20 protein-coding genes and 1 pseudogene are annotated in these 24,032 nt (G+C 57.9%); 19 read left to right on the top strand and 2 right to left on the bottom strand.

Annotated elements, in window-relative coordinates; translation table 11 throughout:
• Nucleotides 1–23 precede the first annotated feature (23 nt).
• From GYRE_RS12685 to GYRE_RS12670, 4 genes are all read left to right on the top strand, one after another.
• Nucleotides 24–377 (top strand): hypothetical protein, encoded by a 354-nt coding sequence (locus tag GYRE_RS12685; RefSeq protein WP_038255698.1) that lies wholly within the window; start codon nt 24–26, stop codon nt 375–377.
• 111 nt (nt 378–488) lie between these two features.
• A complete protein-coding gene (locus GYRE_RS12680; protein ID WP_038255696.1) occupies nt 489–821 on the top strand; it encodes a glycine zipper family protein in 333 nt (110 codons plus the stop codon).
• 98 nt (nt 822–919) lie between these two features.
• Entirely contained in the window at nt 920–1,588 is a 669-nt protein-coding gene (locus GYRE_RS12675; RefSeq protein ID WP_081874655.1) for a DUF2913 family protein, read from the top strand.
• 18 nt (nt 1,589–1,606) lie between these two features.
• Complete coding sequence (locus GYRE_RS12670) at nt 1,607–2,239, top strand: ECs1377 family protein (protein ID WP_038255695.1); 633 nt, start codon at nt 1,607–1,609, stop codon at nt 2,237–2,239.
• 211 nt (nt 2,240–2,450) lie between these two features.
• Here GYRE_RS12670 and GYRE_RS12665 read toward each other — a convergent pair whose 3' ends face one another.
• Nucleotides 2,451–2,735 (bottom strand): hypothetical protein, encoded by a 285-nt coding sequence (locus tag GYRE_RS12665; RefSeq protein ID WP_038255693.1) that lies wholly within the window; start codon nt 2,733–2,735, stop codon nt 2,451–2,453.
• A gap of 57 nt (nt 2,736–2,792) precedes the next feature.
• Complete coding sequence (locus tag GYRE_RS12660; protein WP_038255691.1) at nt 2,793–3,605, bottom strand: DUF3658 domain-containing protein; 813 nt, start codon at nt 3,603–3,605, stop codon at nt 2,793–2,795.
• 557 nt (nt 3,606–4,162) lie between these two features.
• Between GYRE_RS12660 and GYRE_RS12650 the strand changes: the two are divergent.
• From GYRE_RS12650 to tssM, 15 genes and pseudogenes are all read left to right on the top strand, one after another.
• Nucleotides 4,163–4,711 (top strand): annotated as a pseudogene (locus tag GYRE_RS12650) (tyrosine-type DNA invertase); the annotation flags it as partial.
• Between the two features lie 598 nt (nt 4,712–5,309).
• Nucleotides 5,310–5,813 carry a type VI secretion system contractile sheath small subunit gene (gene tssB, locus GYRE_RS12645; protein WP_038255687.1) on the top strand — a complete coding sequence of 168 codons (504 nt, stop codon included), beginning with the start codon at nt 5,310–5,312 and terminating at the stop codon, nt 5,811–5,813.
• A gap of 24 nt (nt 5,814–5,837) precedes the next feature.
• Nucleotides 5,838–7,316, top strand: a complete 1,479-nt coding sequence (gene tssC / locus GYRE_RS12640; protein ID WP_038255685.1) for a type VI secretion system contractile sheath large subunit — start codon at nt 5,838–5,840, stop codon at nt 7,314–7,316.
• Nucleotides 7,317–7,322: 6 nt separating this feature from the next.
• On the top strand, nt 7,323–7,754 hold the full coding sequence (gene tssE, locus GYRE_RS12635) for a type VI secretion system baseplate subunit TssE (protein WP_038255683.1): 432 nt from the start codon (nt 7,323–7,325) through the stop codon (nt 7,752–7,754).
• A gap of 3 nt (nt 7,755–7,757) precedes the next feature.
• Nucleotides 7,758–9,524, top strand: coding sequence for a type VI secretion system baseplate subunit TssF (tssF, locus tag GYRE_RS12630; RefSeq protein WP_038255682.1), 1,767 nt, complete (start codon nt 7,758–7,760; stop codon nt 9,522–9,524).
• Complete coding sequence (tssG, locus tag GYRE_RS12625; protein WP_038255681.1) at nt 9,488–10,486, top strand: type VI secretion system baseplate subunit TssG; 999 nt, start codon at nt 9,488–9,490, stop codon at nt 10,484–10,486. Before tssF ends, tssG begins: the two co-directional genes overlap by 37 nt.
• 2 nt (nt 10,487–10,488) lie before the next feature.
• Nucleotides 10,489–11,700 (top strand): type VI secretion system-associated FHA domain protein TagH, encoded by a 1,212-nt coding sequence (tagH, locus tag GYRE_RS12620; protein WP_038255679.1) that lies wholly within the window; start codon nt 10,489–10,491, stop codon nt 11,698–11,700.
• 8 nt (nt 11,701–11,708) lie between these two features.
• On the top strand, nt 11,709–12,233 hold the full coding sequence (gene tssJ / locus GYRE_RS12615; RefSeq protein WP_112471508.1) for a type VI secretion system lipoprotein TssJ: 525 nt from the start codon (nt 11,709–11,711) through the stop codon (nt 12,231–12,233).
• A gap of 3 nt (nt 12,234–12,236) precedes the next feature.
• Complete coding sequence (gene tssK, locus GYRE_RS12610; protein WP_038255677.1) at nt 12,237–13,574, top strand: type VI secretion system baseplate subunit TssK; 1,338 nt, start codon at nt 12,237–12,239, stop codon at nt 13,572–13,574.
• A gap of 16 nt (nt 13,575–13,590) precedes the next feature.
• On the top strand, nt 13,591–14,367 hold the full coding sequence (gene icmH, locus GYRE_RS12605) for a type IVB secretion system protein IcmH/DotU (protein WP_038255676.1): 777 nt from the start codon (nt 13,591–13,593) through the stop codon (nt 14,365–14,367).
• A gap of 12 nt (nt 14,368–14,379) precedes the next feature.
• Complete coding sequence (gene tssH / locus GYRE_RS12600; protein ID WP_038255674.1) at nt 14,380–16,968, top strand: type VI secretion system ATPase TssH; 2,589 nt, start codon at nt 14,380–14,382, stop codon at nt 16,966–16,968.
• Nucleotides 16,969–16,970: 2 nt separating this feature from the next.
• On the top strand, nt 16,971–18,506 hold the full coding sequence (locus GYRE_RS12595; protein WP_038255833.1) for a sigma-54 interaction domain-containing protein: 1,536 nt from the start codon (nt 16,971–16,973) through the stop codon (nt 18,504–18,506).
• A complete protein-coding gene (locus tag GYRE_RS12590; RefSeq protein WP_038255672.1) occupies nt 18,482–19,054 on the top strand; it encodes a type VI secretion system-associated protein TagO in 573 nt (190 codons plus the stop codon). Before GYRE_RS12595 ends, GYRE_RS12590 begins: the two co-directional genes overlap by 25 nt.
• The gene (tssA, locus tag GYRE_RS12585) at nt 19,054–20,484 is read left to right on the top strand and encodes a type VI secretion system protein TssA (RefSeq protein WP_038255670.1); all 1,431 of its coding nucleotides are present in this window, start codon (nt 19,054–19,056) and stop codon (nt 20,482–20,484) included. Before GYRE_RS12590 ends, tssA begins: the two co-directional genes overlap by 1 nt.
• Before the next feature lie 28 nt (nt 20,485–20,512).
• Nucleotides 20,513–24,010, top strand: coding sequence for a type VI secretion system membrane subunit TssM (gene tssM / locus GYRE_RS12580; RefSeq protein WP_038255668.1), 3,498 nt, complete (start codon nt 20,513–20,515; stop codon nt 24,008–24,010).
• Nucleotides 24,011–24,032 lie beyond the last annotated feature (22 nt).

Below are 24,032 nucleotides of genomic sequence, written 5' to 3'. Positions count from 1 at the left end.
TCAAATGAAAAGGATATTTCGCGATGACTATTTCGAAAGTGATGTGGTGTTTCGTTTTTATGCTTATCCTGGTGGCGCTGGTCTGCGTATCTGGCCTCGAAGATGACGCGGTATCCCGGTATATCGCCCTCAATACGGTGGAACGTGCCATTGATGCGTATTATCCGGATATTAAAAAAGCACCGGATGTGTCGGTTGTCCTTTCGTCTTACCGGGTGGACAGTACGCGCGGACGTCATTTTATGCACATCGATGCCACAGCTATCATCAGGTTCAGTGAAAGTGGTCATGTTGTCTGCAGGAAAATACAGGTTCGTGATGTGGGTGAGTTTGCTCAAATCCCGGATGAAGCCAGAACGATGTCCGGTTGTGGTTAACGACCTTCTCATGTTGGTGGCTGGATGCGGACAGTGTTGCGGCAGGCTTGATTTTAGATGGCTCCCGTTTGCAGATATCAGTGGAATACTGGTCACTATGGAAACCCTGCAATGAAAAAACTCACCGGAACGTTTATTGTTGTTGCTGCATTATTCAGTGCCTCAGGCATGGCGGCAGAGAAAACCACCAAAGGGGCCGTCGCGGGTGCTGTGATTGGAGCCGCAACGGGAAAAAGTCTGAAATCCACCGCAAGCGGAGCTGTGGTTGGCGCGGGAAGCGGAGCTATGCTGGAGAAAGGCGATAAAGGCAAAGCAGCACGCAAAGGCGGTGTCGTGGGGGCTGCTGCCGGGGCAGGCGTTGCCGCAGTGACCGGGCACAGTGTGCTGAAAGGTGCTGCGCTGGGAGCCGGTACCGGTGGTGTTGTGGGTAAAGCCACACACTGATGAAAAGCCGGGTGGTCAGCGCTGCCCGGCAACTGTGGTCCCCGAAGCGATGATTCGCCACCTTTTCCGCCAGCAGTGACCTCGTTATAATTCCCCGTATGAAAAAGAATCACACCGCATTACCTCCTGAAGAGTCCATGGCCGACCTGGCGCATTTTGCCTGGTGTGCACTTGTGGGTTTACGTCTGGCCCAGCAGGACGGGCAGGCGCTGTCGCCGCTGACTGTCCATACCTTTCTGGTGCGCTGGCTTGCCGACGCGCAAAAACAGCGGCGGTTACCCCGTTCCGTGGCCCCCGATATCGACAGCCTGCTTCGCCTGGGGCGACAGAAAGGTCCGGCCGCTAATCTGTTAAAGCGGCTGGAATACCTCCACCAGTCCTGTTCGGAGCCACTGATGCAGCAGTCGGACCTGTTCCGTCTGACACACGCCATTGAATATCTGCGCTCGCAGGGCTGGGTTAACGCGGTGGTGACCGATGAGGAATGGGTTCCGGTGTCGCTGTATACCGAATACGCCGACGTATCCGCGTTGCTGGTGAGAAAATCTGAACTGCAGCGCCATTTTACTGAAGAAGGTAAGCAGTCCGCACCGGTGGATTTCATCGTGGTTGGCGACAGCCGCGTTGTGAGCGATGCCCTGGACGCGCGGGAGCTGCGTTATGCAATTCGTGAGCAACATGCAGGCTGGTGTTTGTTGTCGTTGCTGCCAGCGGAAGAAACGCACTTTGCGGCAAAGCGCTCTGAAGCGCGGATGAACGAATGTTAACGCAAAGGGAAAACGACCGTGGGGCGAATCGACTACCAGCCTGAAAAATATCAGTTTTCATGTGCTGACGAACCGCCACGTCTGACCCGGCAGTGGGCCGATGTGCTGGAGGGGTGTCGTCAGTTAAACGCCGGAGCAGAAGACCGTCTGCGCATTGCCCTGCTGAATGTCGATTACGTCACCAGCTTTGAGTTGCCTTTTCGACTGCTGTTGATCCGCACGCCACAACTGATCGCGGGTCTGCGCGATGAACTGCAGCTCAGCCAGAAGAACGTACTCTTCAATGGTAAACGTTTTGGCTGCGTCTGGAGCCTGAAGGCCGATTTGAGTGCAGTACCCGATGAATTTCAGTACCGCATGGTCACCCGCATCCGGCGGGAAGATCCTACCGGAGTGACGGCGGTTCCTTATCAGCAGATCGCAAAAGCGGTGAAAGCGCCGCGAGAACGTTTAAAAATGGCGCTGGAAAGTGGCCTGCAGGAGACGGCACTGGATGGGCTGTTCTGGTTTGGTATTCAGCGTATCGCCGCTGATGTGCAGCGGCTTTGCAAATCGGGTATGGCGATCTCCACAGCCGAAACAGAGGTGTCCGATAACCTCACGGGTACGACTTGCCGGATCCCGGTTTATCGGCTTTCTGCCAGACAGTGATTCGAAGCTTGCCTTATGCTGCCTCCCTGCGGGAGCGTGTGGAGGTTGCGGTGGATCCCACTAGCGTCGGGGTGAAACAGCGGGAAATTCAACGAAGGATTTGCTTAAAAGACCACGAGCCACGATGGCTGACCAACGGCTTACCTGGAGGCACCAGGCACCGCAACACATCATCTGTTCATCCTCAGGATAAGGCGTGGACTGACGATCGTTACTGATTGTTGTCTGGTGGTATCAGTCCATGATGCAGCCTGCGGTGGGGATTTGAAGGCTGCTGCGTGGCGGGCTCCTGTTGATCTTTTTTCATCGCGGCGTTTTTGTCTTCCAGATACTGCGAATTCTCCGGATTAATGACCGGGCCGGGTCCGAATACGAGCGGTGGGCGTGTCGGAGCAGAAGTGTCTGAACTGTGCGTTGAGTCTGCGGGCATATCTGCAGCAACAGCGCTGAACCCGAACAGAAATGCGACCACCACTGCTGCTGATAATTGACGCATACCGTTACCTCCATTTATTAGATCAGCCAATAGCTTCCCGCCGGGAGCGGGACAGCATCAATTGTTACTGGTGTCATCATTTCCTGTGTTCCCTGGTCTGCCAATCATCGCTGAGTTGTATTCGTCGTGGAGATTGCCCGATATTAGCGTCAGTGCCCCACGCTGAATCAGTGTGACATAGCGCCATTTGCAGAACGTATCCCCCATTCCCGTCTCCGACATTGCCTGCCCGATGGTGCGGTTCAACTGGACAGGCTGTTCTCTCACAAGCGACAACAGGTCGTTATCGAAATACACTATAGGACGTTCAACCAGAACGTTCTTTTCAATAAGGCGAATCCCTGTCCCCTGGTCGCGAAGCGTGACCCACTCATCCGCCAGTTGCCTGCAAAGGGCTGGTGGTATGGACTGACGTTCAGCGAAACGCATTTTAAGCCGTTCAGTGGCAATCTGTGCGACAGCGGCGTAAGGTCGCTCTCCCGGATTGTCCATATCGCGGGTATCAATCAGTACCTCAGTCACTTTTGTGGCGCTATTACGTAGCCACCAGTAAACGCGGCGGCGCAGTAGCTGTTCGACAGGATGTGTCCCCGACCAGATGACGATTTCATCAGTATCGTCGCTCAGGGAGCAAAGCTGCTGATGGACACCCTGAAAAACGGTCGTCCAGTTGGGTCCGGCATCACCATAAGCCAGAGTAAAGAAATCATGCCAGAAAGTGCTGCGCTGAACCGGAGAGGCAGTATCAACGTCGGCTAAGGGACCTGTGCTGCAGTCGTCGGCAATCTCAGTGATACCCGTATCAAACAACGATTCGAGGCGTATCGGGGCAGAGCCAGCCTGGCATACGTGCCGGATATTAGTCTTCATTGGCGTTCCTCCGAGATCGTGTTGTTGTGTGCCTGCCAGACTCAAATGCTCAAACGTGCCTTCACCTGGCCGCTACTCGCGCTGGTGGGCACCAGAGTCTGCTGTCATGAAGCGTTATACTGGCTCACGACATTATCGTCAAAGTACAAAGTATCCCGAAAATACCCGATCTGGTGATATGACGAAATCGTCGGGGCATCTAGCCTGAGACCGTCACTGCAACATAAAAAATGCCCGCAGACACGGGCAAAGGGAAAAGTTGGAGCAATAATCATCAGGATGCGATTGTCTTAACGTCGCTTTTTAACCGTCGGCACGGGACTGGCGATTGTCAAATTCGGCTCAAACAGCGAGATACCGTTATGCTGATCAGCTACCTGACACTCCCGGTTCAGCAATAACAGCACTTTTGCATCCGTTGCATCGTTCTTTTTACCCGCCGCACAGTTAACAAAAAAATCACAGGTCATACCTGTAAGTTGAATTTAAATTCAGTTAACAATGATAAACATTCACTAAACAAACAATAAAAATATTCTTAATGGTGGAATAGCATTGTGAAAAGCAGACTTTATCTGACGCAACACGAAACAGAACAAATACTGCTGGCAACGGAAGGTACAAAAAATGGCTTGCGGGATCGGTGCATGATCATGATGTGTTTTTATCATGGGCTGCGGATAAGTGAACTGACCGGGCTGACCATCCGGGATATCGATTTAGCGGGCGGGACTATTTTCATCCGGCGGCTGAAGAACGGTTTCAGTACCGTGCATCCGCTCCAGCCGGATGAACGGCAGTTGCTGGAACAGTGGATGAGCCGCAGACCGTTATCGGAAGAAGGATGGCTGTTCCCTAATACAAAGGGAAAACACCTTACCCGCCAGTATATGTACAAGATACTCCGGCACTACGGATTGCTGGCCGGACTGGCGGTACGGGTTCACCCGCATATGCTGCGCCATGCCTGCGGCTACGAACTCGCCGAACAGGGGATGGATACACGACTGATACAGGATTACCTGGGGCACCGCAATATTCGTCACACAGTGCATTACACGGCAGGTAACGCGGCCCGCTTCGCACAGACGTGGAAAAAGCAGCGTCTGGCGGTGGTCACCGATGAGGAAGAGCGAAGCGCTGGTGGCGTCTGCGTGCGTCGAATGTCGGTAATGCTGCGTCAGTTGGCAAGGCGTTTTTACACTCCGTTTGTAGCGACTGGCCGATGACAGCGGTGAATACGTAATAACCAGGACGGGATACCGGCAGCGTATCCCGTTGTTTTATGCGAGCGTGTGCCCGAACGTTGCAAAAACGTGACATGGAAGGTTTTTTATGTGATGTAGATCAAGTTGAACGTAATTAAACACTTTGTTGCAAACGTTAAAAAAGATTCAGTTAATGATAATACGATTAATTACGGGGCGTAATTGCCTGGTTATTGTTCATTTTTAATGGGGGTTCTATAGCAACGATAATTACCATCAGTCAATTACAGACCTGCAATAATAATCTTAAAAATAGCGATTATTACATTTCAATACAAAATATCGCCTATTTACTGTAAGAAGCATTAAAAACCTGCTGATTTGATTTTAACTTCTCTCGTTCCTACTATTCGCCCCCATGTAAAGCAACTGGCAGGTATCCATCAATATGGTGTCTCCAGTGTAGCGTAACTGAATAACGTGAAGTGGTGTGAATATGAGTAAAGGAACTGACGGGGCTTCTGTAGCACCAAAAGAGCGCATTAATATCAAATATGTCCCTGCGACCAACGGTCAGCAGTCGGAAATTGAGCTCCCGCTCACGCTGATGGTTGTCGGCGATCTGAAAGGCCGTACGGAAGAGACACCGATTGAAGAACGTCAGACGGTTTCTCTGAATAAAAATAACTTCAATGCAGTGATGCGGGAAAGCAAAATCGACCTCGCGTTTAATGTGCCGAACCGTCTGGAAGAAGAAAGTGAAGATGACCTGCCGGTGCATCTGAATATTGCCTCCCTTGCCGATTTCTCCCCGGATAATATCGCGCAACAGGTCCCGGAATTACGCAAATTACTGGAGCTGCGCGAAGCGCTGGTTGCCCTCAAAGGCCCGCTCGGTAATATCCCCTCATTTCGCAACCGTCTGCAGGATTTACTTGCCAGCCCGGATGCTCGTGAACAACTGCTGAAAGAGCTTGATCTCATCAAGCCAGAAGAATAACGCAACGACTGTAAGGGAAACATAATGTCTGTGACCGAAGAACAAGCCCGCAGCGACGTTGCCGGGGCCTCCTCCTCTTTGCTTGACGATATCATGGCGCAGGCGCGTATTACCCCTGTCGATGAAGGCTATAACGTGGCAAAGCAGGGCATCACTGCGCTGATTTCGAACATCCTCGACAGCGGTAATGCCGCCGAACCGGTCAACAAAGCTCTGGTTGACCGCATGATTGTGGAGCTGGATAAAAAACTCAGCGCCCAGATTGATGAAGTGCTGCATGCCCGCGAGTTCCAGGCGCTGGAATCCACCTGGCGTTCGGCTAAGGTACTGGTTGAGCGCACCGATTTCCGCGAGAACATTCAAATTCTGATGCTGCACGCGACCAAAGACGAGCTGCTCGATGATTTTGAGTTCGCACCGGAAATCACCCAGTCTGGCTTCTATAAGCACGTTTACTCCAGCGGCTACGGTCAGTTTGGCGGTGAACCGGTGGGCGCGGTGATTGGCGATTACATGCTGACCCAGAGTTCACCGGATATCAAGCTGATGCAGTATATCAGCGCGGTGGGCGCGATGGCCCATGCTCCCTGCATTTCGTCAGTGGCGCCGACCTTCTTCGGCGTGGACAGCTTCACCGACCTGCCGTCCATCAAAGATCTGAAATCGGTCTTCGAAGGCCCGGCCTACACCAAATGGCGCGCCCTGCGCGAGTCGGAAGATGCCCGCTATCTGGGCTTAACTGCGCCGCGCTTCCTGGCGCGTCTGCCGTACGATCCGGTGGAGAACCCGGTAAAAGGGTTCAACTATCAGGAAAATATCAGCGCCAGCCACGATCACTATCTGTGGGGCAATACCGCTTACCTGATGGGGACCGCGCTTACGGACAGTTTCGCAAAATACCGCTGGTGTCCGAACATCATCGGCCCGCAGAGTGGAGGGGCGATCTCCGATCTCCCGGTGCACGTGTATGAGGCGATGGGACAGCTGCAGGCGAAGATCCCGACGGAAGTGCTTATCACCGATCGCCGCGAATACGAACTGGCCGAAGAGGGCTTTATCACCCTGACCATGCGTAAGGACAGTGATAACGCCGCCTTCTTCTCGGCCAACTCGGTGCAGAAGCCGAAAGTCTTCCCCAATACCCGTGAGGGTAAAGAGGCGGAGACCAACTACCGTCTGGGCACACAGCTGCCGTACATGTTCATCATCAACCGTCTGGCGCACTACATCAAAGTGCTGCAGCGCGAGCAGATTGGCTCCTGGAAAGAGCGCCAGGATCTGGAGCGCGAACTGAACGGCTGGATCAAGCAGTACGTGGCCGACCAGGAGAACCCGCCAGCCGATGTGCGCAGCCGCCGTCCGCTGCGTGCCGCGCACATTAAGGTGATGGACGTGGAAGGGGAAGCGGGCTGGTATCAGGTAGCGATTTCGGTTCGCCCGCACTTCAAATACATGGGGGCCAGTTTTGAGCTCTCGCTGGTAGGCCGTCTGGATAAGGAATAAGCCGCCGTGTCTTCTCTCTCGCTATGGGACCGGGGAGGTACTGCCAGCTTATTCGACAGGATCAGGGGCGAGGATGCGGACATCCCGCCCGCTGATGCACTGGACGGGCTTATCGGCTCGGTCAAACGCCAGCTCGAACGGGTGCTTAATACCCGCAGTGGAAGTTGCCGCAGTTCGCCGGGTCTCGGCGTGGTGGATCTCAACGATGCCACGCAGAGTGGGGTTGATCTCGGCGGGCGGATCCGGGAAGCCATCCGTCTCTGCATCCGTGACTATGAACCCCGCATTACCCGTGTTGAGGTTTTTACGGTGGACAACACAACGACCGTGCCCGGTATGACCTTCCGGGTGAATGCGGCGGTACGTCTGGCGTCGCTTGAGCAGGTCGCCTCGTTTGATGTCCATTTGGACAGTAACCGCCATTACAGAATGATGTGATTTATGTCGCTGGAACACTATTTCCGGGATGAACTGAGCTGGCTGCGCCTGCAGGGGCGCCAGTTTGCAGAGTCCCATCCCGAACTGACGCGCTTTTTATCTGAGCAGAGTACAGATCCCGACGTGGAACGGCTGCTGGAGGGGTTTGCGTTTCTGACGGGCAGCCTGCGCGCCAAAATTGAGGACGAGTTCCCGGAACTGACGCACGGTCTGCTGACCATGCTGTGGCCGAACTATCTGCGCCCCGTACCCTCCATGACCATCATTCAGTTTACACCCGCGGCCGGTGCGCTGGCACAACCGGCATTTCTGGCGCGCGGCTGTCCCCTCGACAGTGTGGTGCAGAATGAGACAACCTGTCATTTTCAGACCTGCCACGATGTGTGGATCTTTCCGGCGACGCTTGAGAATGTCAGCGCCCACAGCGGGACGGATATCTCGGCGATCACTCTGGATCTGACGCTACCGGTGCCGGTGCCGCTGGAGCAACTGGATCTAAGTAAGCTGAGTTTCTATCTTGGCGGCGATCCATGGACGGCGCGTGAACTCTATTTCTGGTTATCGGACCGTCTGGCCTGGATTGAGCTGGAGATTGACGGTACGCGTTTTCGTCAGCCCGCCAGCATTCTGAAGACCAGCGGGTTTGCCCGGGAAGAGGCGCTGCTGCCGTACCCCGGTAATATTTATTCAGGTTATCGCATCCTGCAGGAATATTTTTGTTTCCCGGAAAGTTTTCTGTTCTTCCATCTGGCAGGTGGCGACTGGCCGAAGCAACCACGGGCGGTCTCTGCCTTTAAGCTGCATTTCTGCTTTGAGCGGCCCCTACCGTCTGCACTGAAGATCCGCCAGGATGCCTTTATGCTGAACTGCGTCCCGGCCATTAATCTGTTTCACCACGACAGCGAGCCGGTGGCGCTCACCGGTCGGCAGGCCGAGTACCCCCTGAGGGCCAGCTACAGCCATCCTGACAGTTACGAAATCTTCTCCGTGGACAGCGTGGAAGGCTGGGTGCAGGGACCGGATGGACGTGCGCGCGGCGGTCACCGTGTTTATCAGCCTTTTGAGAGTTTTCAGCATCAGATTGAACGCGCCAGCGGGCGTCTGGCGTTGTATTACCGCCTCAGGGTCCGTGAAGCCGCCAGTGGCGAGGGCTTTGAGCATGCGCTCTCCTTCGTTCGGGGGGACGAAACCGAGGTGGTCGGTAAGGATGAAGCGGTTTCTGTCAGCATGACCTGCACCAACCGGGAGCGTGCGGCACAGCTGAAGGTGGGGGATATTTGTGTCCCGACCAACGCCACGCCCCATTTTTTCACGTTCCGTAACATTACCCGCCCCACGCGTTCGCTGCGTCCGGTACTGGACGGCAGCCTGCAGTGGATGCTGATTTCTAACCTGTCGCTGAACTATGTGTCCCTGCTGAGCCGTGATGCGCTGATGCAGGTGTTGCGTACCTATGATTTTCCCGCGTTGTATGACAAACAGGCTGAACAGGCCTCGCGCAAGCGGCTGGCCGGGATAGAGGGTATAGAAACCTCGCCGGTTGACAGAATGGTACGCGGCATGCCGGTTCGCGGCCTGAAATCGCGGATCTCCGTGCGTCAGTCGGCATTTGGCGGAGAAGGCGATCTCTATCTTTTCAGCACGGTGCTGGCACATTTCCTCTCCCTCTATGCCAGCGTGAACGCCTTTCATCTGCTGGAAGTGTATAACCTGGACAACAAGGAGTGTTACCGATGGCCGGTACAGGCAGGTCAGCACTCGATGATGTGATTGCCCGGGGGGAGCTGGCGAAGTTTTCCTTCTTCCCGCTGGTGGAGTTACTTTATGTGCTGGAAAACGTGGATCCCGAAGCTGACCAGGACATTTACCCGGAACAGGAGCGGGTGCGCTTCAAATCTACGGCGTCGCTGGGATTTCATCCCGGCGATATCGTCAGCCTGGAAGAGGACGGCAGCGGCCTGCGCCATCTCGAAGTGGCATTTCTCGGGCTCCATGGCAGCCAGTCCCCGATGCCGGGCTATTACCTTGACGAACTGGCGTGGGAATACGCCTGGCAGGAGCCGCGTCTGGGGCTGTTTCTCGATTTTTTCCATCACCGTCTGCTGACCCTGCTGCACCGGGTATGGCGTAAATACCGCTACCACGTCCGCTTTCAGGATGAGGGGCGGGACGGCTTCTCCCGTCTGATGTTTGCGCTGGTGGGGCTGGGTAATGAGGCCGTACGCGACAGCCTGCCGGTCAACCGGGCCAAAATGCTCTCTTATGCAGGCATGCTGGCAAGCCCCAGTCGTTCACCGGAGGTCATCGCCGGTCTGGTGATGCACTGTTTCGACCTTGAGGACGTGGTGGTGGATGACTGGCAGATACGTAAGGTGGTGGTCTGTGACGAACAGCAGAACCGTCTCGGGAAGGACAACGTGCGGCTCGGGCAGGATTTCATTTCCGGCGATCGTGTCAGTGACTGTGCCGGAAAGTTTGTTTTAAAAATCAATCATCTTTCATCTCGTGATTTTCTCCGCTTTCTGCCGGATGGCGATCAGTATCAGCCGCTGGTGCGCTTTATGTCCTTCATTCTGCGCGATCAGCTGGCGTGGGATCTGAGCCTCGGTTTTGGACATCAGCAGGCCAGCGGGATGCGCCTTGACAGGCATCAGGGCGCAAGCCTCGGCTGGAGCAGTTTTCTGGGGACGCCGCCTGAGGTGGCCCGGGTCACGATATGCGTGCAGGAGTAGGTATGAACAACAGCGCACAGCAGCTTTCATTACTGGTACTTAACAGCGCCCTGCTGGAGGGAAACTCGCAGGTTCAGCATCAATTCGGACCTGAGGGTGGAACGCTGGGCGCATCGGATCGGGATAGCTGGCAGCTTCGGGAAAGTCTGGGCGCCGTGCTGCCGGGACATGCGCGAATTGTGCTCGTCGACGGGCATTTTTGTCTGCACGACGAAAGCGGGCAGACGTTTATCAATGGTGCTGGCTCGCCGGTTGGCGGGGACAGACACGTCCGGTTGAGTGAAGGTGATGAGCTGACCGTAGGGCCATTTCAGATCCGTGTCTCTCTGGGGAACAGGCAACAGGGACCGGCACTGGATGAACTGATTGATAACCGTCCACAGGGCAACATGGATGACTGGCTTTCCGGGCCGGTTCACGATGCCGGAGTGTCTCATCCGGTCACGACAACTCCCCGCCATGACGATCCGCTGGGGGCGCTGCGACAGGATAACCACAGCGTGTCAGCACTGGTATCGGGTATGGCGATCACACCGGCATCACCGCAACAGACGGAAGAGATCTCCGCAGGGAAAGAAACCATGAATCAGACGTTTATTGAATTACCCGGGGTGGGACGGACAGGACTGACTTCTGATGAAGGGATGGTGGCGGCACTGGAGACGGTGATGGCCGGTCTGGGGAGCAACCTGACGGTGACCGATCCGGTGCTGGCCGCTGACATGTTGTCCGATCTGGGCAGGACCCTGCGCGCGCTGGTGGAGGGGTTACTGGCACTGCAGGCGGAGCAGGGGGCCCTTGCCGACAAGCTATTGCGCCCGATTGAAGATAATCCGCTGCGCCTGGGGCTGAATTATCACGACACCGTGTCGCTGCTGTTCGCCGAAGGACAAAGCCCCGTGCATTTGTCCGCACCAGCCGCGGTAGCAGAAATCCTCAGTAATATTCGTCTGCAGCATGCGGCGAGTCAGAATGCGACCCGCGTTGCGCTGCAGAGCGTGCTTCAGGCCTTTTCCCCGGAAGGACTGCTGGCCCGTTTCGCGCAATACCGTCGGAACGGTCAGGGCGAAAATGCCGGATGGGAGTGGGAGATGTATCAGCACTATTTCAGTGAGCTGACCTCTTCACGCCAGCAGGGGGTTGAAAAATTGTTTCGCCAGGTTTACGCCCAGGCGTATGACCGTGCGGTGCGCGACGGGCTGGAGTCGTCGTAATGCGGACAATGGCGATACAAAAAATGGCGCTGATGCTGCTGCTGTCACTGTCTCTCGGTGGCTGTACCACCATGGGCAAGATGGCGAAAGTTGCCGCCAATCCCGATATCCAGGTTGGCAGTGATGACAGCCAGCCCTCCACGGTCTCTTTCAGTCTGGTGGGGGAGCCGGAGATGAACCCCGGTGAGAGTGGCGATGCCTCACCGGTTGAGTTTCAGATAGTCATGCTGGCGGAAGATTCCCGGCTGCTTGCCAGTGATTACGATCAGGTGACCACCGACCTGCCCAAAGCGCTGGCGAAGAACTATCTCGATCATCAGGACTACACCCTGTTACCGGGGCAGTTTAAATACCTGCCTCCCGCCGAACTGGATAAAAAAACGCGCTACATCGGCGTCATTGCGCACTATGCCGATCCGGACAGCGCACAGTGGCGCAAGGTGATCCCGGTGAAAAGTACGGGACGGCATTACCAGGTGCTGGTGCATCTGCGTATGGATGAAGTGGACTTACAACCGCAAACAGAAGAATAACGAATGTCTATCCGTAACCGCGTTATCTGGCGCGAAGGGCTCTTTATCAAGCCCCAGCATTTTCAGCAACAGCAGCGTCATGTGGATTACACGCTGCAGGCGCGCCTGAGCGCTATCAGTGATTACTTTTGTGGCCTCCAGTCACTGGACATTAATGAAGAGTACCTGAATTTTGGGCGTATCGCGCTGGTCGGGTCCCGGGGCGTGATGCCGGACGGCACGGTGTTTAACATCCCAGCAGACGATGCACTGCCGCCGCCGCTGGAAATTACGGACGATGCTGTGACGGGGCAGAAGGTGTATCTGGCGCTCCCGCTGGCGGTCAGCGGCGTTAATGAAGTCCGTCAACCGGAGCAGTCGGTAGCCACCCGCCTGGAGGCGCATCGCTATGATGTCCGGGACCTGCACAGCGACGGGGGGGATGTCACCTCTCTTGATGTTGGCCGGGTTACGCCACGTCTGATGCTGGAGCGTGACGACAGGAGCGCCTGGACTACGCTCGCGATTGCCCGTATTCAGGAGCGTCGTCCGGACGGGGGACTGGTGCTGGAGTCAGCGTTTATGCCCTGTTGTTCATCGGTGGCGGCGATCCCGGTGCTGAAACGTTTTCTCGGGGAGTCTGCTGGTCTTGTGGCCGAGCGCGCCCGTACGCTGGCGCAGCGCATTGCAGCGCCTGGTCAGCAGGGTGTGGCCGATGTGGCCGAGTTCATGATGCTGCAGCTGCTTAACCGCATTCAGCCCAGGCTGTCACATCTGGCCCGTCTTGGCACGCTGCACCCTGAGCGTCTGTACGAGACGCTGGTATCGTTCTGCGGCGAGCTGATGACGTTTACCGACGAATCCCGCCTGCCGCCGGAGTTTCCGGCTTACCGCCATGACGATCCGCGTCAGAGTTTTGATCCGGTGATGCAGGCCCTGCGTCAGGCGCTCAGCACGGTGCTGTCGCCGCGTGCGGTCTCCCTGCAACTGAGCAAACAGGCGTATGGCGTGTACCTGGCGGTGATTGGCGAAAGTGAACTGCTGCAGAACGCCATGTTCGTGCTGGCCGTGCGGGCCAGGATGCCGCAGGACCAGTTGCGCAAACAGCTGCTACAGCAGGTCAAGGTGGCTTCCGGCGAGAAAATTCGTGAGCTGATCAGTCTGCAGTTGCCGGGGATCCCGCTTCAGCCACTGCCGGTGGCCCCGCGCCAGTTGCCCTATCACGCGGGGTACAGCTATTTCCAGCTTGACCGGCAGAGTCCGGCCTGGTCGTCACTTATCAGCGGAAACACCCTGGCATTCCATATTGCCGGTGAGTTTCCTGAACTCGATATGCAGCTCTGGGCTGTCCGCAGCCAGTAAACCATGAGGGTAAACCATGTCAACCGATGGAATGTACGACAACCCGCTGCAGGGGCTGCTTCATGAGCAGGCGGGCCTGACGGACAGCGATCCTGATTTTGCGTTCCGGATGCGCGGCAACAGCCTGAATCCGGTGATTGATGCGGCCACGCCGCTTTTCGGCATGGTCGCCCGTGTGCGCACGCTGACCCGCCATGACGATGTGGCGGGGCTCTGGCAGACGGTGGTAACGGAAATCCGCGCCATCGAGCAGGAGCTGCGGGAGTCTGGCTATGAGAATGGCGCTCTCCTGTCGTTTCGCTATGTACTGTGCTCGTTTATTGATGAAGCTGTGATGGCCCATGAGTGGGGAAGTCAGAGCGTGTGGGCAGAAAATTCCCTGTTGTCGCAGTTTCATGGTGAGACCTGGGGCGGTGAAAAGGTGTTCGCCGTCCTCGATAAGCTGCGTGAGGATCCGACGCGCTACCGCGATGTGCTGGAATTTATTCTGCTGTGTCTGCTGATGGGCTTTCAGGGGCGCTATCGCCTCATGCCGGACGGCAAAAAAATGCTCCGGGAGATAAGCCAGTCGCTTCATCTTCAGCTGAACCCGGAGCCGGCCACTCAGCCCCCGGTGTTGCATCTTGATTTTGGTCAGCAGGCGGCGCCTTACCGTCTCTCCCGGCAGGTGTCGTTGCGTACCGTTGTGGTTACCGCCGGTCTGCTGATGACCGGGATTTTTGTTTTTTTTCATCATCTGCTCAGCAATCAGACGCAGGACGTACTCAGTCAGTTGGGTGAACTATTAAAGTGAGGGAGTGACTCCGTGATCCGCATTGATTTACACGTTCTGGTTGAACGTCTTCATCCTGTCTGTCGCCATATTCTCGAAGAGGCGGCGGCACTGTGCGTCAGCCAGCAGGGCGCTGAAATTCGTATTGAGCATGTGTTACTGAAAGCGCTGGACACCCCGCTAAGTGATATCCGTCTGATCCTGGCGCAGGCCGGTGTTTCAGTGGAGGTGTTACGGACACAGCTGCAGTCTGAGGGCATGGACAAGTCCCTGATGCCTGGCTATCCGGCGTTTTCACCTTTACTGGTGGAATTACTCCAGGATGGCTGGTTACTGGCCTCGGCGCAGATGCGCCATTCGCAGTTGCGCAGCGGCGTGTTGCTGTTGGCGTTGCTGACGACGCCGGGGCGTTATGTGTCTTCTGCACTGGCCCACGAACTGGCGGTGATTAACCGGGAACTGCTGACACAGCAGTTTGAGGAATGGGTCAGCGGCTCGGCGGAGAGTGACAGCAAGGATCCAGCGGAAAAAACGTCTGCCGTGCCGCAGGGCACCGGTGAGTTGCTGGGACGGTTTACCCACAACCTGACGCAGGACGCGCGTGAGGGGCGACTCGATCCGGTGCTGTGCCGGGATGATGAAATTGACCTGATGATCGACATCCTGTCCCGGCGTCGCAAAAACAACCCGATTATCGTTGGTGAAGCGGGCGTGGGAAAAAGCGCTCTTACCGAAGGACTGGCCCTGCGCATTGTGGCGGGCCTGGTGCCGGAGAAACTGCGGGATGTGGAACTGCTGTCCCTGGATTTAGGTGCCATGCAGGCCGGGGCGGCGGTGAAAGGGGAGTTTGAAAAGCGCTTTAAGGGCGTGATGCAGGAGGTAAAGGACTCACCGCGACCGGTCATTCTCTTTATCGATGAGGCACACACGCTGATTGGCGCCGGAAATCAGGCCGGGGGACTGGATGTTTCCAACCTGCTCAAACCCGCGCTGGCGAGGGGGGAGCTTCGCACCATTGCGGCCACCACCTGGAGTGAGTACAAGAAATACGTGGAGAAAGATGCGGCGCTGTCGCGTCGTTTCCAGTTAGTGAACGTCGGCGAGCCGGATGTCGCGCAGGCGACGGTTATTCTGCGCGGGCTTCGCAGTGTCTATGAGAAAGCGCATGGTGTGCTGATTGATGAGGAGGCGCTGCAGGCGGCGGCCTCCCTGTCGGCCCGTTATATCGCAGGGCGACAGCTGCCGGATAAAGCGATCGACGTGCTGGACACGGCCTGCGCCCGGGTGGCGATTAACCTGACCACGCCCCCGCGTGAGGTCAGCCACCTGCAGACCCGGCTCGAACAGCGCGGACTGGAAATCGTCCAGCTGGAGCGCCAGTCGCGCATCGGGCTTGGCGATCATCAGGTGCGCCTCCGTGAGCTCTATGCCATCGAACAGGCGGAACGGGAGCAGCTGATTCAGGAAGAGGCCAGCTGGCAGGCGCAGCAGACGCTGGTACAGGCCATCATTGCAAAACGGGAGCAGTTGCTGACATCAGAGCAGGAAGATGAGGCTCCGGTTGCCGCGCTGCGCCAGCTTGAAGGGGAACTGGACGCATTACAGGTCTCTTCGGTGCGGGTGTCGGCGCACGTTGATGCCCTGCAGATAGCGGCTGTGGTGGCTGAATGGACTGGGGTTCCCGTCAACCGGATTTCACAGAGCGAGCTGGAGGTGGTGACGAACCTGCCCGCATACCTTGGAGAAAGCATCCGGGGCCAGTCTCTGGCGATTGCGCATCTGCACAAACATCTGCTGACCGCGCGTGCGGATCTGCGTCGTACCGGGCGACCGCTGGGGGCCTTCCTGCTGGCGGGACCGAGCGGCGTCGGAAAAACGGAAACGGTCATACAGATTGCCGATCTGCTCTTCGGCGGGCGTCAGTATCTCACCACCATCAACATGTCCGAATACCAGGAAAAACACACGGTCTCACGGCTGATTGGTTCCCCGCCGGGGTACGTCGGGTATGGTGAGGGGGGCGTGCTGACCGAGGCCATCCGCCGTAAACCGTACTCGGTAGTCCTGCTGGACGAGGTGGAAAAAGCCCATCCGGATGTCCTGAATCTGTTCTACCAGGCTTTTGATAAAGGCGAAATGGCCGACGGTGAAGGGAGACTGATTGACTGCAAAAACGTGGTCTTCTTTCTGACCTCCAACCTGGGCTCGCAGACTATTGTCGACCATGCAGCAGCGCCACAGGCGCTGCATGATGCGCTGTATCCGGAACTGGCCGCGTTTTTCCGTCCGGCGCTGCTGGCCCGTATGGAAGTGATCCCCTATCTGCCGCTGTCACCGGATACGCTGCTGACCATTATTCAGGGCAAACTGACTCACCTGTGCACCCTGCTGGAACAACGCTTTGGCGCGACGGTGGACATGGACGACGCGGTTGCAGAGGAAATTCTGCGTCGCTCGACCCGCAGTGAGAACGGCGCCCGTATGCTGGAATCCATTATTGACGGCGCATTGTTGCCACCGCTGTCGCTGAAACTGCTGCAGAGGATGTCATCAGCGGAACAGGTCTCCCGGATTGGTATCGGGCTTGATGCGGGTGAGTTTGTGTCGGTGGTGGAAGGGTGAGTCTGCAACAGGCGCTGCAGTTTTCACATGCGCTGGTCCAGCCTGACGACGAGGCCGGGCTGGTGGAATGGCTGCTGTCGACGTTCCGCGAACACTGGCAGCCTGAAGGGATTATCCTGGGGCTGTGTGATTACAGCGGGCGACTGCTTGAGTGTACCGGATGGCATCGTGGCGGGGTATTCCGTATGGCGCTGCCGGTGGCTGATTTCAGCCATCCGCTGGCAACGGTGGTGCAGGACAACGTCCCGCATCTCTGGGACACGCTGCACGGTGGCGCGCGAACCGAACATCCGGACTTTCGTGAACTGCTGATGACGATGCCCGCCTCCACCGGTCTGCTGGTGCTGCCGGTCTGCGATGAACGGCAAAACATCACCGGGGTGCTGGGTCTGTTTGATCAATCCGGCACGCTTCAGCAGTGGTCTGACCGTGACGAACCCGGGCTGCTGCTTCGCCTGTTTTCCCGTCAGCGTGAGCGTCTGCAACGTCTGCAGCATAACCAGCGCGAAAGCCGGTGCCTGCGGGACTCGCTGCGGCGGGTGACCGATGAACAGGTGCAACTCAACGAATTCACACAACTGCTGGAAAACCGGCTGGTGGGCCAGTCGGCTGCAGTGCAACAGCTGCGGGCGGATATTCGCGCGGCGGCGGGCCATTCGTTGTCGGTGCTCATTGAGGGTGAAACCGGGGTGGGTAAAGAGGTGGTGGCGCAGCTGTTGCATGCCTGTTCCTCCCGCGCCGGACAGCCGATGGTGGCGCTGAATTGTGCGGCGGTGCCGGAAAACCTGATTGAAAGTGAACTCTTTGGCTGGCAGAAGGGGGCGTTTTCGGGTGCCCACAGTAACAAAACGGGTCTGATTGCCCAGGCGAACGGCGGCACGCTGTTTCTTGATGAAGTGGGGGATATGCCGCTGCTCATGCAGGTCAAGCTCTTGCGGGTGCTGGAAACCCGCCAGTATCGGCCGCTGGGCAGCGAGGGCGAGCAGCACTCCGATTTTCGGCTGATTGCCGCGACGCATCGTTCGCTCAGGGAGCGCGTGGCGGAGGGACGGTTTCGCCCGGATCTGTACCACCGTCTTTGCCAGTGTGCGCTTGCGGTTCCGCCACTGCGTGAACGTCCGGAGGATATCCCTCTGTTATGCCGTCATTTTATCGCTGATTTCAGCGAGCGCGACCATAAACATCCTGCCGGACTCAGTCAGGAGGCACTCAGGCAACTGCTGGGTTATACGTTTCCGGGCAATATCCGTGAGCTGCGAAATATGATGGAGGTTGCCTGCGCCCGTACCGCCGACGGTCAGTGGATTGACGAGCTTCCGGTGTTGAGCACATCGCAGGCAGCTTCTCCCGTAAGAGAAGGCGGTCCCGACGACTATGCACATATTCGTGATTTACGTGAAGCCGTGCAGCAGTTTGAGTCTGACGTTATTCAGTCCCGGTTACGTGTTTTTCAGGGAAATCGCCAGCGTGTGGCGGAGAGCCTGAATGTGCCGCGCCGGACCCTCGACCACAAATGCCAGAAACGGGAGCAGATGTGATGGGGATGCTGACCTTACTGCCGCTGCTTGCATCGCTGGCGGGGCATCCTGCGAATACCGGTGATCTGGAACGTTGCCAGACTGAACAGGATCCGACGTTACGTCTTGCCTGTTATGACGCTCTGGCCCGTTTACATCATGCTCCGGTGAAAACACCGATTCACGACAGCGGATATCAACTGAAGACGCTGCCTGCCAGTGGGGATCGGGTGCTGACCCGTACCGTTGTGTCGGTCGGTGTGCTCACCATTGCCTGTCGGAGTGGGATCACCCAACTGACAATTCAACCCGCTGTTCCCTGGCGGGGCGGAACGGTCAATGCCGGAGTGGATGGTATCCCGGCCTCCGGCAACTGGTTTGTCCGTGACCGGGGGCAACTGCTGGAGTTTGCCCGGGGACTGCCTGCGATTGATGAGCTGCGTCACTGGTTCGGGCACCAGACGCTGATGCTTTCAGATTTCCACGGGCAGACGATCCGCCTGCCGCTGGACGGTCTGGACACCGCCATTAAACCGCTGCAACAGCAGTGTCACTGGGAGGGCCCGTGATGGCTTTTCGTCATCCCTGGAGCCAGCAGGTGCTGGCCGTCCTTCCTGATGAGCTGACTGGTGCGGCAGTGAGTGCCGACGATCCTCTGTGGGAGCGTGTGGAGACCGAACTGGTGAAACTGGGGTCGCTTGCCCACAGTGAAGTGGATTTGCAGGCGGTGGCGTGTGACTGCCTGACGCTGCTGGAGACCCGGACCAAAGATATGCGGGTGCTGGTGCAACTGGTGCGCTGCCTTCAGCATCCGGCGACGGCCTCGTCGTGGGAAGTGGCGCTTGTCCTGCTGGATGACTGGCTGTCCGCGTACTGGACTCGTGGCTGGCCGGGCAGCCCGGTACAAAAGCAACGTCTGATGGTGCAGGTGGTTCGTCGTTTTGAAGGCACGCAGGCCCGAATGTGTGAGCAGGCAACGGCGCCGGAGCTGGATAACGTGCTGGCGCTGACACAGACGCTGATTCAGACCTGGCAAACCCTCGTACCAGAACAAGGGGAGCTGTTTGACGGGCTGCTCGCTACCCTGCAACGGGCCGGACGACAGCGACAGGAACAACCTTCGCAAGAACCTTTGCTCAGTACAACACCGCCGGAGTCTTCAGCGCCGACGGCCGCAGTGACACAGGCCGCAGTTGAGTCTGTACCCGCCCCCCGCACTGCCCAGGCGGTCCCGCAGATAGATACGTTGGACGAACGGGCGTGGCAGCAGACGCTGCTGAAAGTCGCGGCGCACCTGGTTGAACAGCAGCCCGGCGTGGCGATGGGCTACCGGCTGCGTCGTCATGCGATCTGGAACACCATCACTTCGGCACCGGTTATCAGCCGGGAGAACAGAACGCCGCTCGCGGCGGTGTCCCCTGACCGGGTCAGCGAATACGAATCTGCACTTTCGAACGCGGATATCTCCCTGTGGGGGCAGATTGAACAGAGCCTCACTCTGTCCCCCTACTGGTTCGACGGTCACTGGTTGTCAGCCCGGGTCGCCATTCATCTTGGATTTCCTGAGGTGGCGGAGGCCATTGTCGGTGAGCTGCAGGCGTTTCTGGCCCGTCTGCCGGTACTGACAACCCTGGCATTCAGCGACGGTACGCCCTTTTTGTCACCGCGTTGCCAGACATGGCTCGGCAGTGCGCAGGTGGTACAGACTCCGGCGGAAGGTGCAACGGATCTGACGGACGCGCTGCGGGCCTGTTGTGAGGAAAAGGGGCTGAACGCTGCGCTGGCGTTACTGGACGCGCGCATGCAGGCGCAGAGCGAGCCGCGCGAACGCTTTTACAGCGGACTGATGCTGGCAGAACTGCTGGAGGCGGAAGGGATGAAACAGCTGGCAATGACGCATTACAGGCAGCTCCTGCTGGAAGCGCAGCGTCTTGCGCTGGCGCAGTGGGAGCCGGGGCTGGTGACGCGGCTGGAGCGTCGGGTTCAGGCGCACGGATAACAGGATATACAGATAATAATGGTACGGTATGCTGAATAAACTCATCGGCTTTCTGCGTCAGGGGCTGCCGAAAATCACCTTTTCCTGGCAACTGCTCGCGGCGGTGCTCTGGCTCCTTATCCTGGTGACGGCCTGGTGGGCCGGACCCCGCCTCACCCTGTACGGTGTCAGCCCTCTGGTTTCTGTCTGGTCGCGGGTGGTGTTCACCCTGGCCTGGCTTTGGGTGGCCTGCATCGCGATACTCTGGCGGGTAGGTCGTCATCTCCGTCAGGTTAAAAGGGAGCAGCAGTTACTGGCGGGCAGACAGCAGGATCCGCTGCAGACGGTGGTCGACGGTCAGCAGCAGTTTCTGGACAGCTGGTCGCTGGCGCTGAAAAACCTGCCCGGTCATGGTGCGCTGTACGCGAAACCGTGGTACCTGATGCTGGGTCTGCCGGGCAGTGGAAAAAGCAGTCTGCTGCAGCGCGCCTGTCCGCCCAATAAACTCAATGCCCGCTTACATCACGATCTGCAGGCGCAGCGTGACGGGCAGAAGCTGGATTGCTGGCTGGGGGAAGGGGCGGTGATTGTCGACCCCGATGGCGCACTCCTGCATCAGACAGGACAGGCAACGGCGCAGGACGGCGAGCGACATACCCGTCTGTGGCGGCATTTGCTGACCTGGCTCAAAACGCACCGTCGGCGTCAGCCGCTTAACGGTATTGTCCTGACCCTTGACCTGGGGGAGCTGTCGCGGATGGGGACCTCAGCCCGCGAGGCCAGTGCACAGTTGCTGCGTACCCGGCTGATGGACATTGCCGATGAGCTGCACACCCGGTTGCCGGTGTACGTGGTACTCACCCATGTCGACCTGCTGCAGGGGGCGGGAGACTTTTTCCGTCAACTGGATACGCAGACCCGCCAGTCGATACTGGGCGTCAGCTTCAGCCCGGAGAAAACCGGTGAGTCGTCCTGGGCCGGTGAGCTGGAGACGTTCTGGGATCTCTGGCTGAGTCAGCTCAATGCGGCACTGACGGGCACGATGCTGCATCCCCCGGTGCAGACAACACCGACAGACGCCTTTTTGTTCCTGCGCCAGCTGGATGGCCTGAAGTCGTACCTGCAGACGTATCTGACCGACATGCTGGCGGGCGACGACATGGCCGCGTTTTCCGTACGCGGTCTTTATCTGAGCTCCGTTTACCAGCAGGGCGTGCCCTTCAATGCATTTTCCCGGGCAACGGCCCGTCGTTACCGTCTGGCGGATGCGGTTTATCCTGCCGCGCGCGGGGAGTCCACCACCTGGTTTGGGCGTCAGCTGTTTACTGATGTGGTGTTTCCACAGGCTCATCTTGCCGGGGAAAGCCGCTTACATCAGATGTATCGCCGCCGCCGGATGACCATCGGTACCACGGTCACGGTGCTGGTGGCCTGTGCTTTCAGCCTCGGCGGGTATCACTATTACCTGACTAACCGCGATGCGGGCCGCAACGTCCTGCTTTCTGCCCGGCAGTTCATCAGCGCGCGTGACACCGGCGGACAACAGGCCTTTGGTGCGGATCTGTTACCCCGACTCAATCTTATCCGTGAGGCCACGCTGTCCTTTGGCGATTACCGGCGCAAAAACTCGCCGCTTGCCGACATGGGGCTGTATCAGGGGAGTCGTATTGGCCCTTATGTTGAAACCTCTTACCTCGGCTTACTGCAGCAGCAGTTTCTTCCGGCGGTACTCGCGGGACTTCAGCAGGATCTGCAGCAGGCGCCTCCCGCCAGCGAAGCGAAAATGTCGGTGCTGCGCGTCATGCGTATGACGGAGGACGCTTCAGGGCGAAGCATTCCGCTGGTGGAGCAGTATATGGCGCAGCGCTGGCAAAAGGCGTTTCCGGAACAGGGGGCGGTTCAGGAGCAGATGATGCAGCACCTGGATTATGCCCTCCGGCATACCGACTGGCATCAGGCCCGTGAACAAAAGGATCCGGCCGCGATGGCTGCCTGGACGCCGTTTGCACAGCCGGTGGCGGAGGCGCAGCGGGAGCTGAGTCGCCTGCCACTGTATCAGCGGGTGTATCAGGGACTGCTGCTGCGGGCTTCCTCAACGCTGCCGCCGGACCTGCGGGTGCAGGATGAGATCGGCCAGAGCTTCGACAGCGTGTTTGCGCTGCGTGATGCGCAGGCAGGGTCGGTACCCCGTCTGTTCACCTGGTCCGGCTACCGGGATTTTTTCCTTAATCAGAATAAAACGCTGTTTGACCTCACAGGGCTGGATGCGTGGGTGCTGGGGCAACGCGATGAGGTGCATCTGAGCGATGCCGATCGCCGTGAAATCCAGCGTCAGGTGAACGATCGCTATATCAGCGACTATACCGGGCACTGGCAGAAGCTGTTGTCCGCGCTGGATATTCAGCCCTTTGACACACCTGAACAGGCACTGTCGATGCTGAATACCATTACCGGTGATGAGCAGCCCTTCCGGCATGTGGTGTCCCTGCTTGGCGATAACACGGCAACGCGCCCTCCCGAGGGCAAGGGGGATGTGCAACAACGTGACACCAGCCAGCGGATAGCCCGACCGTTCACTCAACTGGATGAGACGCTGAAAGGTCATGGTGATAGTGCGTCTCAGATTCAGGAGCTGAACCAGAAGCTTACCGCGCTGGCACAGTGGCTGGAGCAGATCAACGGAGCCGGTGATCCGGGCGCTGCGGCCTTTAAGGCCCTGCAGCTGCGCCAGAGTAACCCGTACAACGATCCGACCTTCACGCTGCAACAGTATGCGCGCGGTCTGCCCGCGCCGCTGGATCGCTGGGTCAGCCAGATAGCGACACAGGTCGCCGGTGTGACGACCTCCCTTGCCATGTCGTCACTGAACCAGTCCTGGGACGAGCAGGTGCTGACGCCGTTTAATACCGCCCTGGCGGACCGCTACCCCTTTAATCCGGCTTCGGAACAGGATGCGTCCCTGTCGGAAGTGACGCGCTTCTTCGCACCGGGCGGCACGCTGGACAGCTTTTACCAGGCACAACTGAAACCGCTGCTGGACAGCGGCATGCTGAAACAGGAGGCGGGTAACGGCAATCTGCAGGCACTGATGCGCCAGATGGCACAGGCTCAGCTGATCCGGGATGCGCTGTTTAACGCCCAGGGGCAGCCTGAAGTGCATTTTGTGGTGGAGCCAATGGAGCTGACCGCCAACAAACGCCGCAGCGTGCTGAACCTTGACGGTCAGCTGGTGGAGTACAGCCACGGACGGCGTCAGAAGGTGCCGCTGGTGTGGCCTAACTCACTGCGGGACGGGGCGGAGAGCAAACTGACGCTGGTGCCGGATGATACTGCCCGCTCACCGCGCAGCCTGAGCTATACCGGGCCGTGGGCGATGTTCCGTCTGCTGGACGCGGCCAGCCGGACGCAGGCCCGTCGCGGTTCGTTCGATGCCCGCTTCAGCGTGGATGACGGTACCATGACCTGGCGAGTGTACAGCGACGCCGATCACAGCCCGTTTGCCATCGGTCTGTTCAGCCGGTTCCGTTTGCCGGATACCCTTTATTAATTACCGGGGGGCGACATCCCCC

The organism is Yokenella regensburgei ATCC 49455 (genome assembly GCF_000735455.1).
In the GTDB taxonomy this organism is placed as follows: domain Bacteria; phylum Pseudomonadota; class Gammaproteobacteria; order Enterobacterales; family Enterobacteriaceae; genus Yokenella; species Yokenella regensburgei.
Note: the sequence above shows the minus strand (reverse complement) of the source record. Positions and strands in the feature narration are given on the sequence as shown.

What these genes read in the sequence shown, in the direction of transcription:
- tagH (WP_038255679.1), top strand. Translation starts at nt 10,489, where the DNA reads ATGAACAACAGCGCACAGCAGCTTTCATTACTGGTACTTAACAGCGCC.
- GYRE_RS12590 (WP_038255672.1), top strand. Translation starts at nt 18,482, where the DNA reads ATGCCAGAAACGGGAGCAGATGTGATGGGGATGCTGACCTTACTGCCG.
- tssF (WP_038255682.1), top strand. Translation starts at nt 7,758, where the DNA reads ATGTCGCTGGAACACTATTTCCGGGATGAACTGAGCTGGCTGCGCCTG.
- icmH (WP_038255676.1), top strand. Translation starts at nt 13,591, where the DNA reads ATGTCAACCGATGGAATGTACGACAACCCGCTGCAGGGGCTGCTTCAT.
- GYRE_RS12675 (WP_081874655.1), top strand. Translation starts at nt 920, where the DNA reads ATGAAAAAGAATCACACCGCATTACCTCCTGAAGAGTCCATGGCCGAC.
- tssB (WP_038255687.1), top strand. Translation starts at nt 5,310, where the DNA reads ATGAGTAAAGGAACTGACGGGGCTTCTGTAGCACCAAAAGAGCGCATT.
- tssC (WP_038255685.1), top strand. Translation starts at nt 5,838, where the DNA reads ATGTCTGTGACCGAAGAACAAGCCCGCAGCGACGTTGCCGGGGCCTCC.
- tssM (WP_038255668.1), top strand. Translation starts at nt 20,513, where the DNA reads ATGCTGAATAAACTCATCGGCTTTCTGCGTCAGGGGCTGCCGAAAATC.
- tssJ (WP_112471508.1), top strand. Translation starts at nt 11,709, where the DNA reads ATGGCGATACAAAAAATGGCGCTGATGCTGCTGCTGTCACTGTCTCTC.
- GYRE_RS12680 (WP_038255696.1), top strand. Translation starts at nt 489, where the DNA reads ATGAAAAAACTCACCGGAACGTTTATTGTTGTTGCTGCATTATTCAGT.
- tssG (WP_038255681.1), top strand. Translation starts at nt 9,488, where the DNA reads ATGGCCGGTACAGGCAGGTCAGCACTCGATGATGTGATTGCCCGGGGG.
- tssA (WP_038255670.1), top strand. Translation starts at nt 19,054, where the DNA reads ATGGCTTTTCGTCATCCCTGGAGCCAGCAGGTGCTGGCCGTCCTTCCT.
- GYRE_RS12665 (WP_038255693.1), bottom strand. Translation starts at nt 2,735, where the DNA reads ATGCGTCAATTATCAGCAGCAGTGGTGGTCGCATTTCTGTTCGGGTTC.
- GYRE_RS12685 (WP_038255698.1), top strand. Translation starts at nt 24, where the DNA reads ATGACTATTTCGAAAGTGATGTGGTGTTTCGTTTTTATGCTTATCCTG.
- GYRE_RS12660 (WP_038255691.1), bottom strand. Translation starts at nt 3,605, where the DNA reads ATGAAGACTAATATCCGGCACGTATGCCAGGCTGGCTCTGCCCCGATA.
- tssK (WP_038255677.1), top strand. Translation starts at nt 12,237, where the DNA reads ATGTCTATCCGTAACCGCGTTATCTGGCGCGAAGGGCTCTTTATCAAG.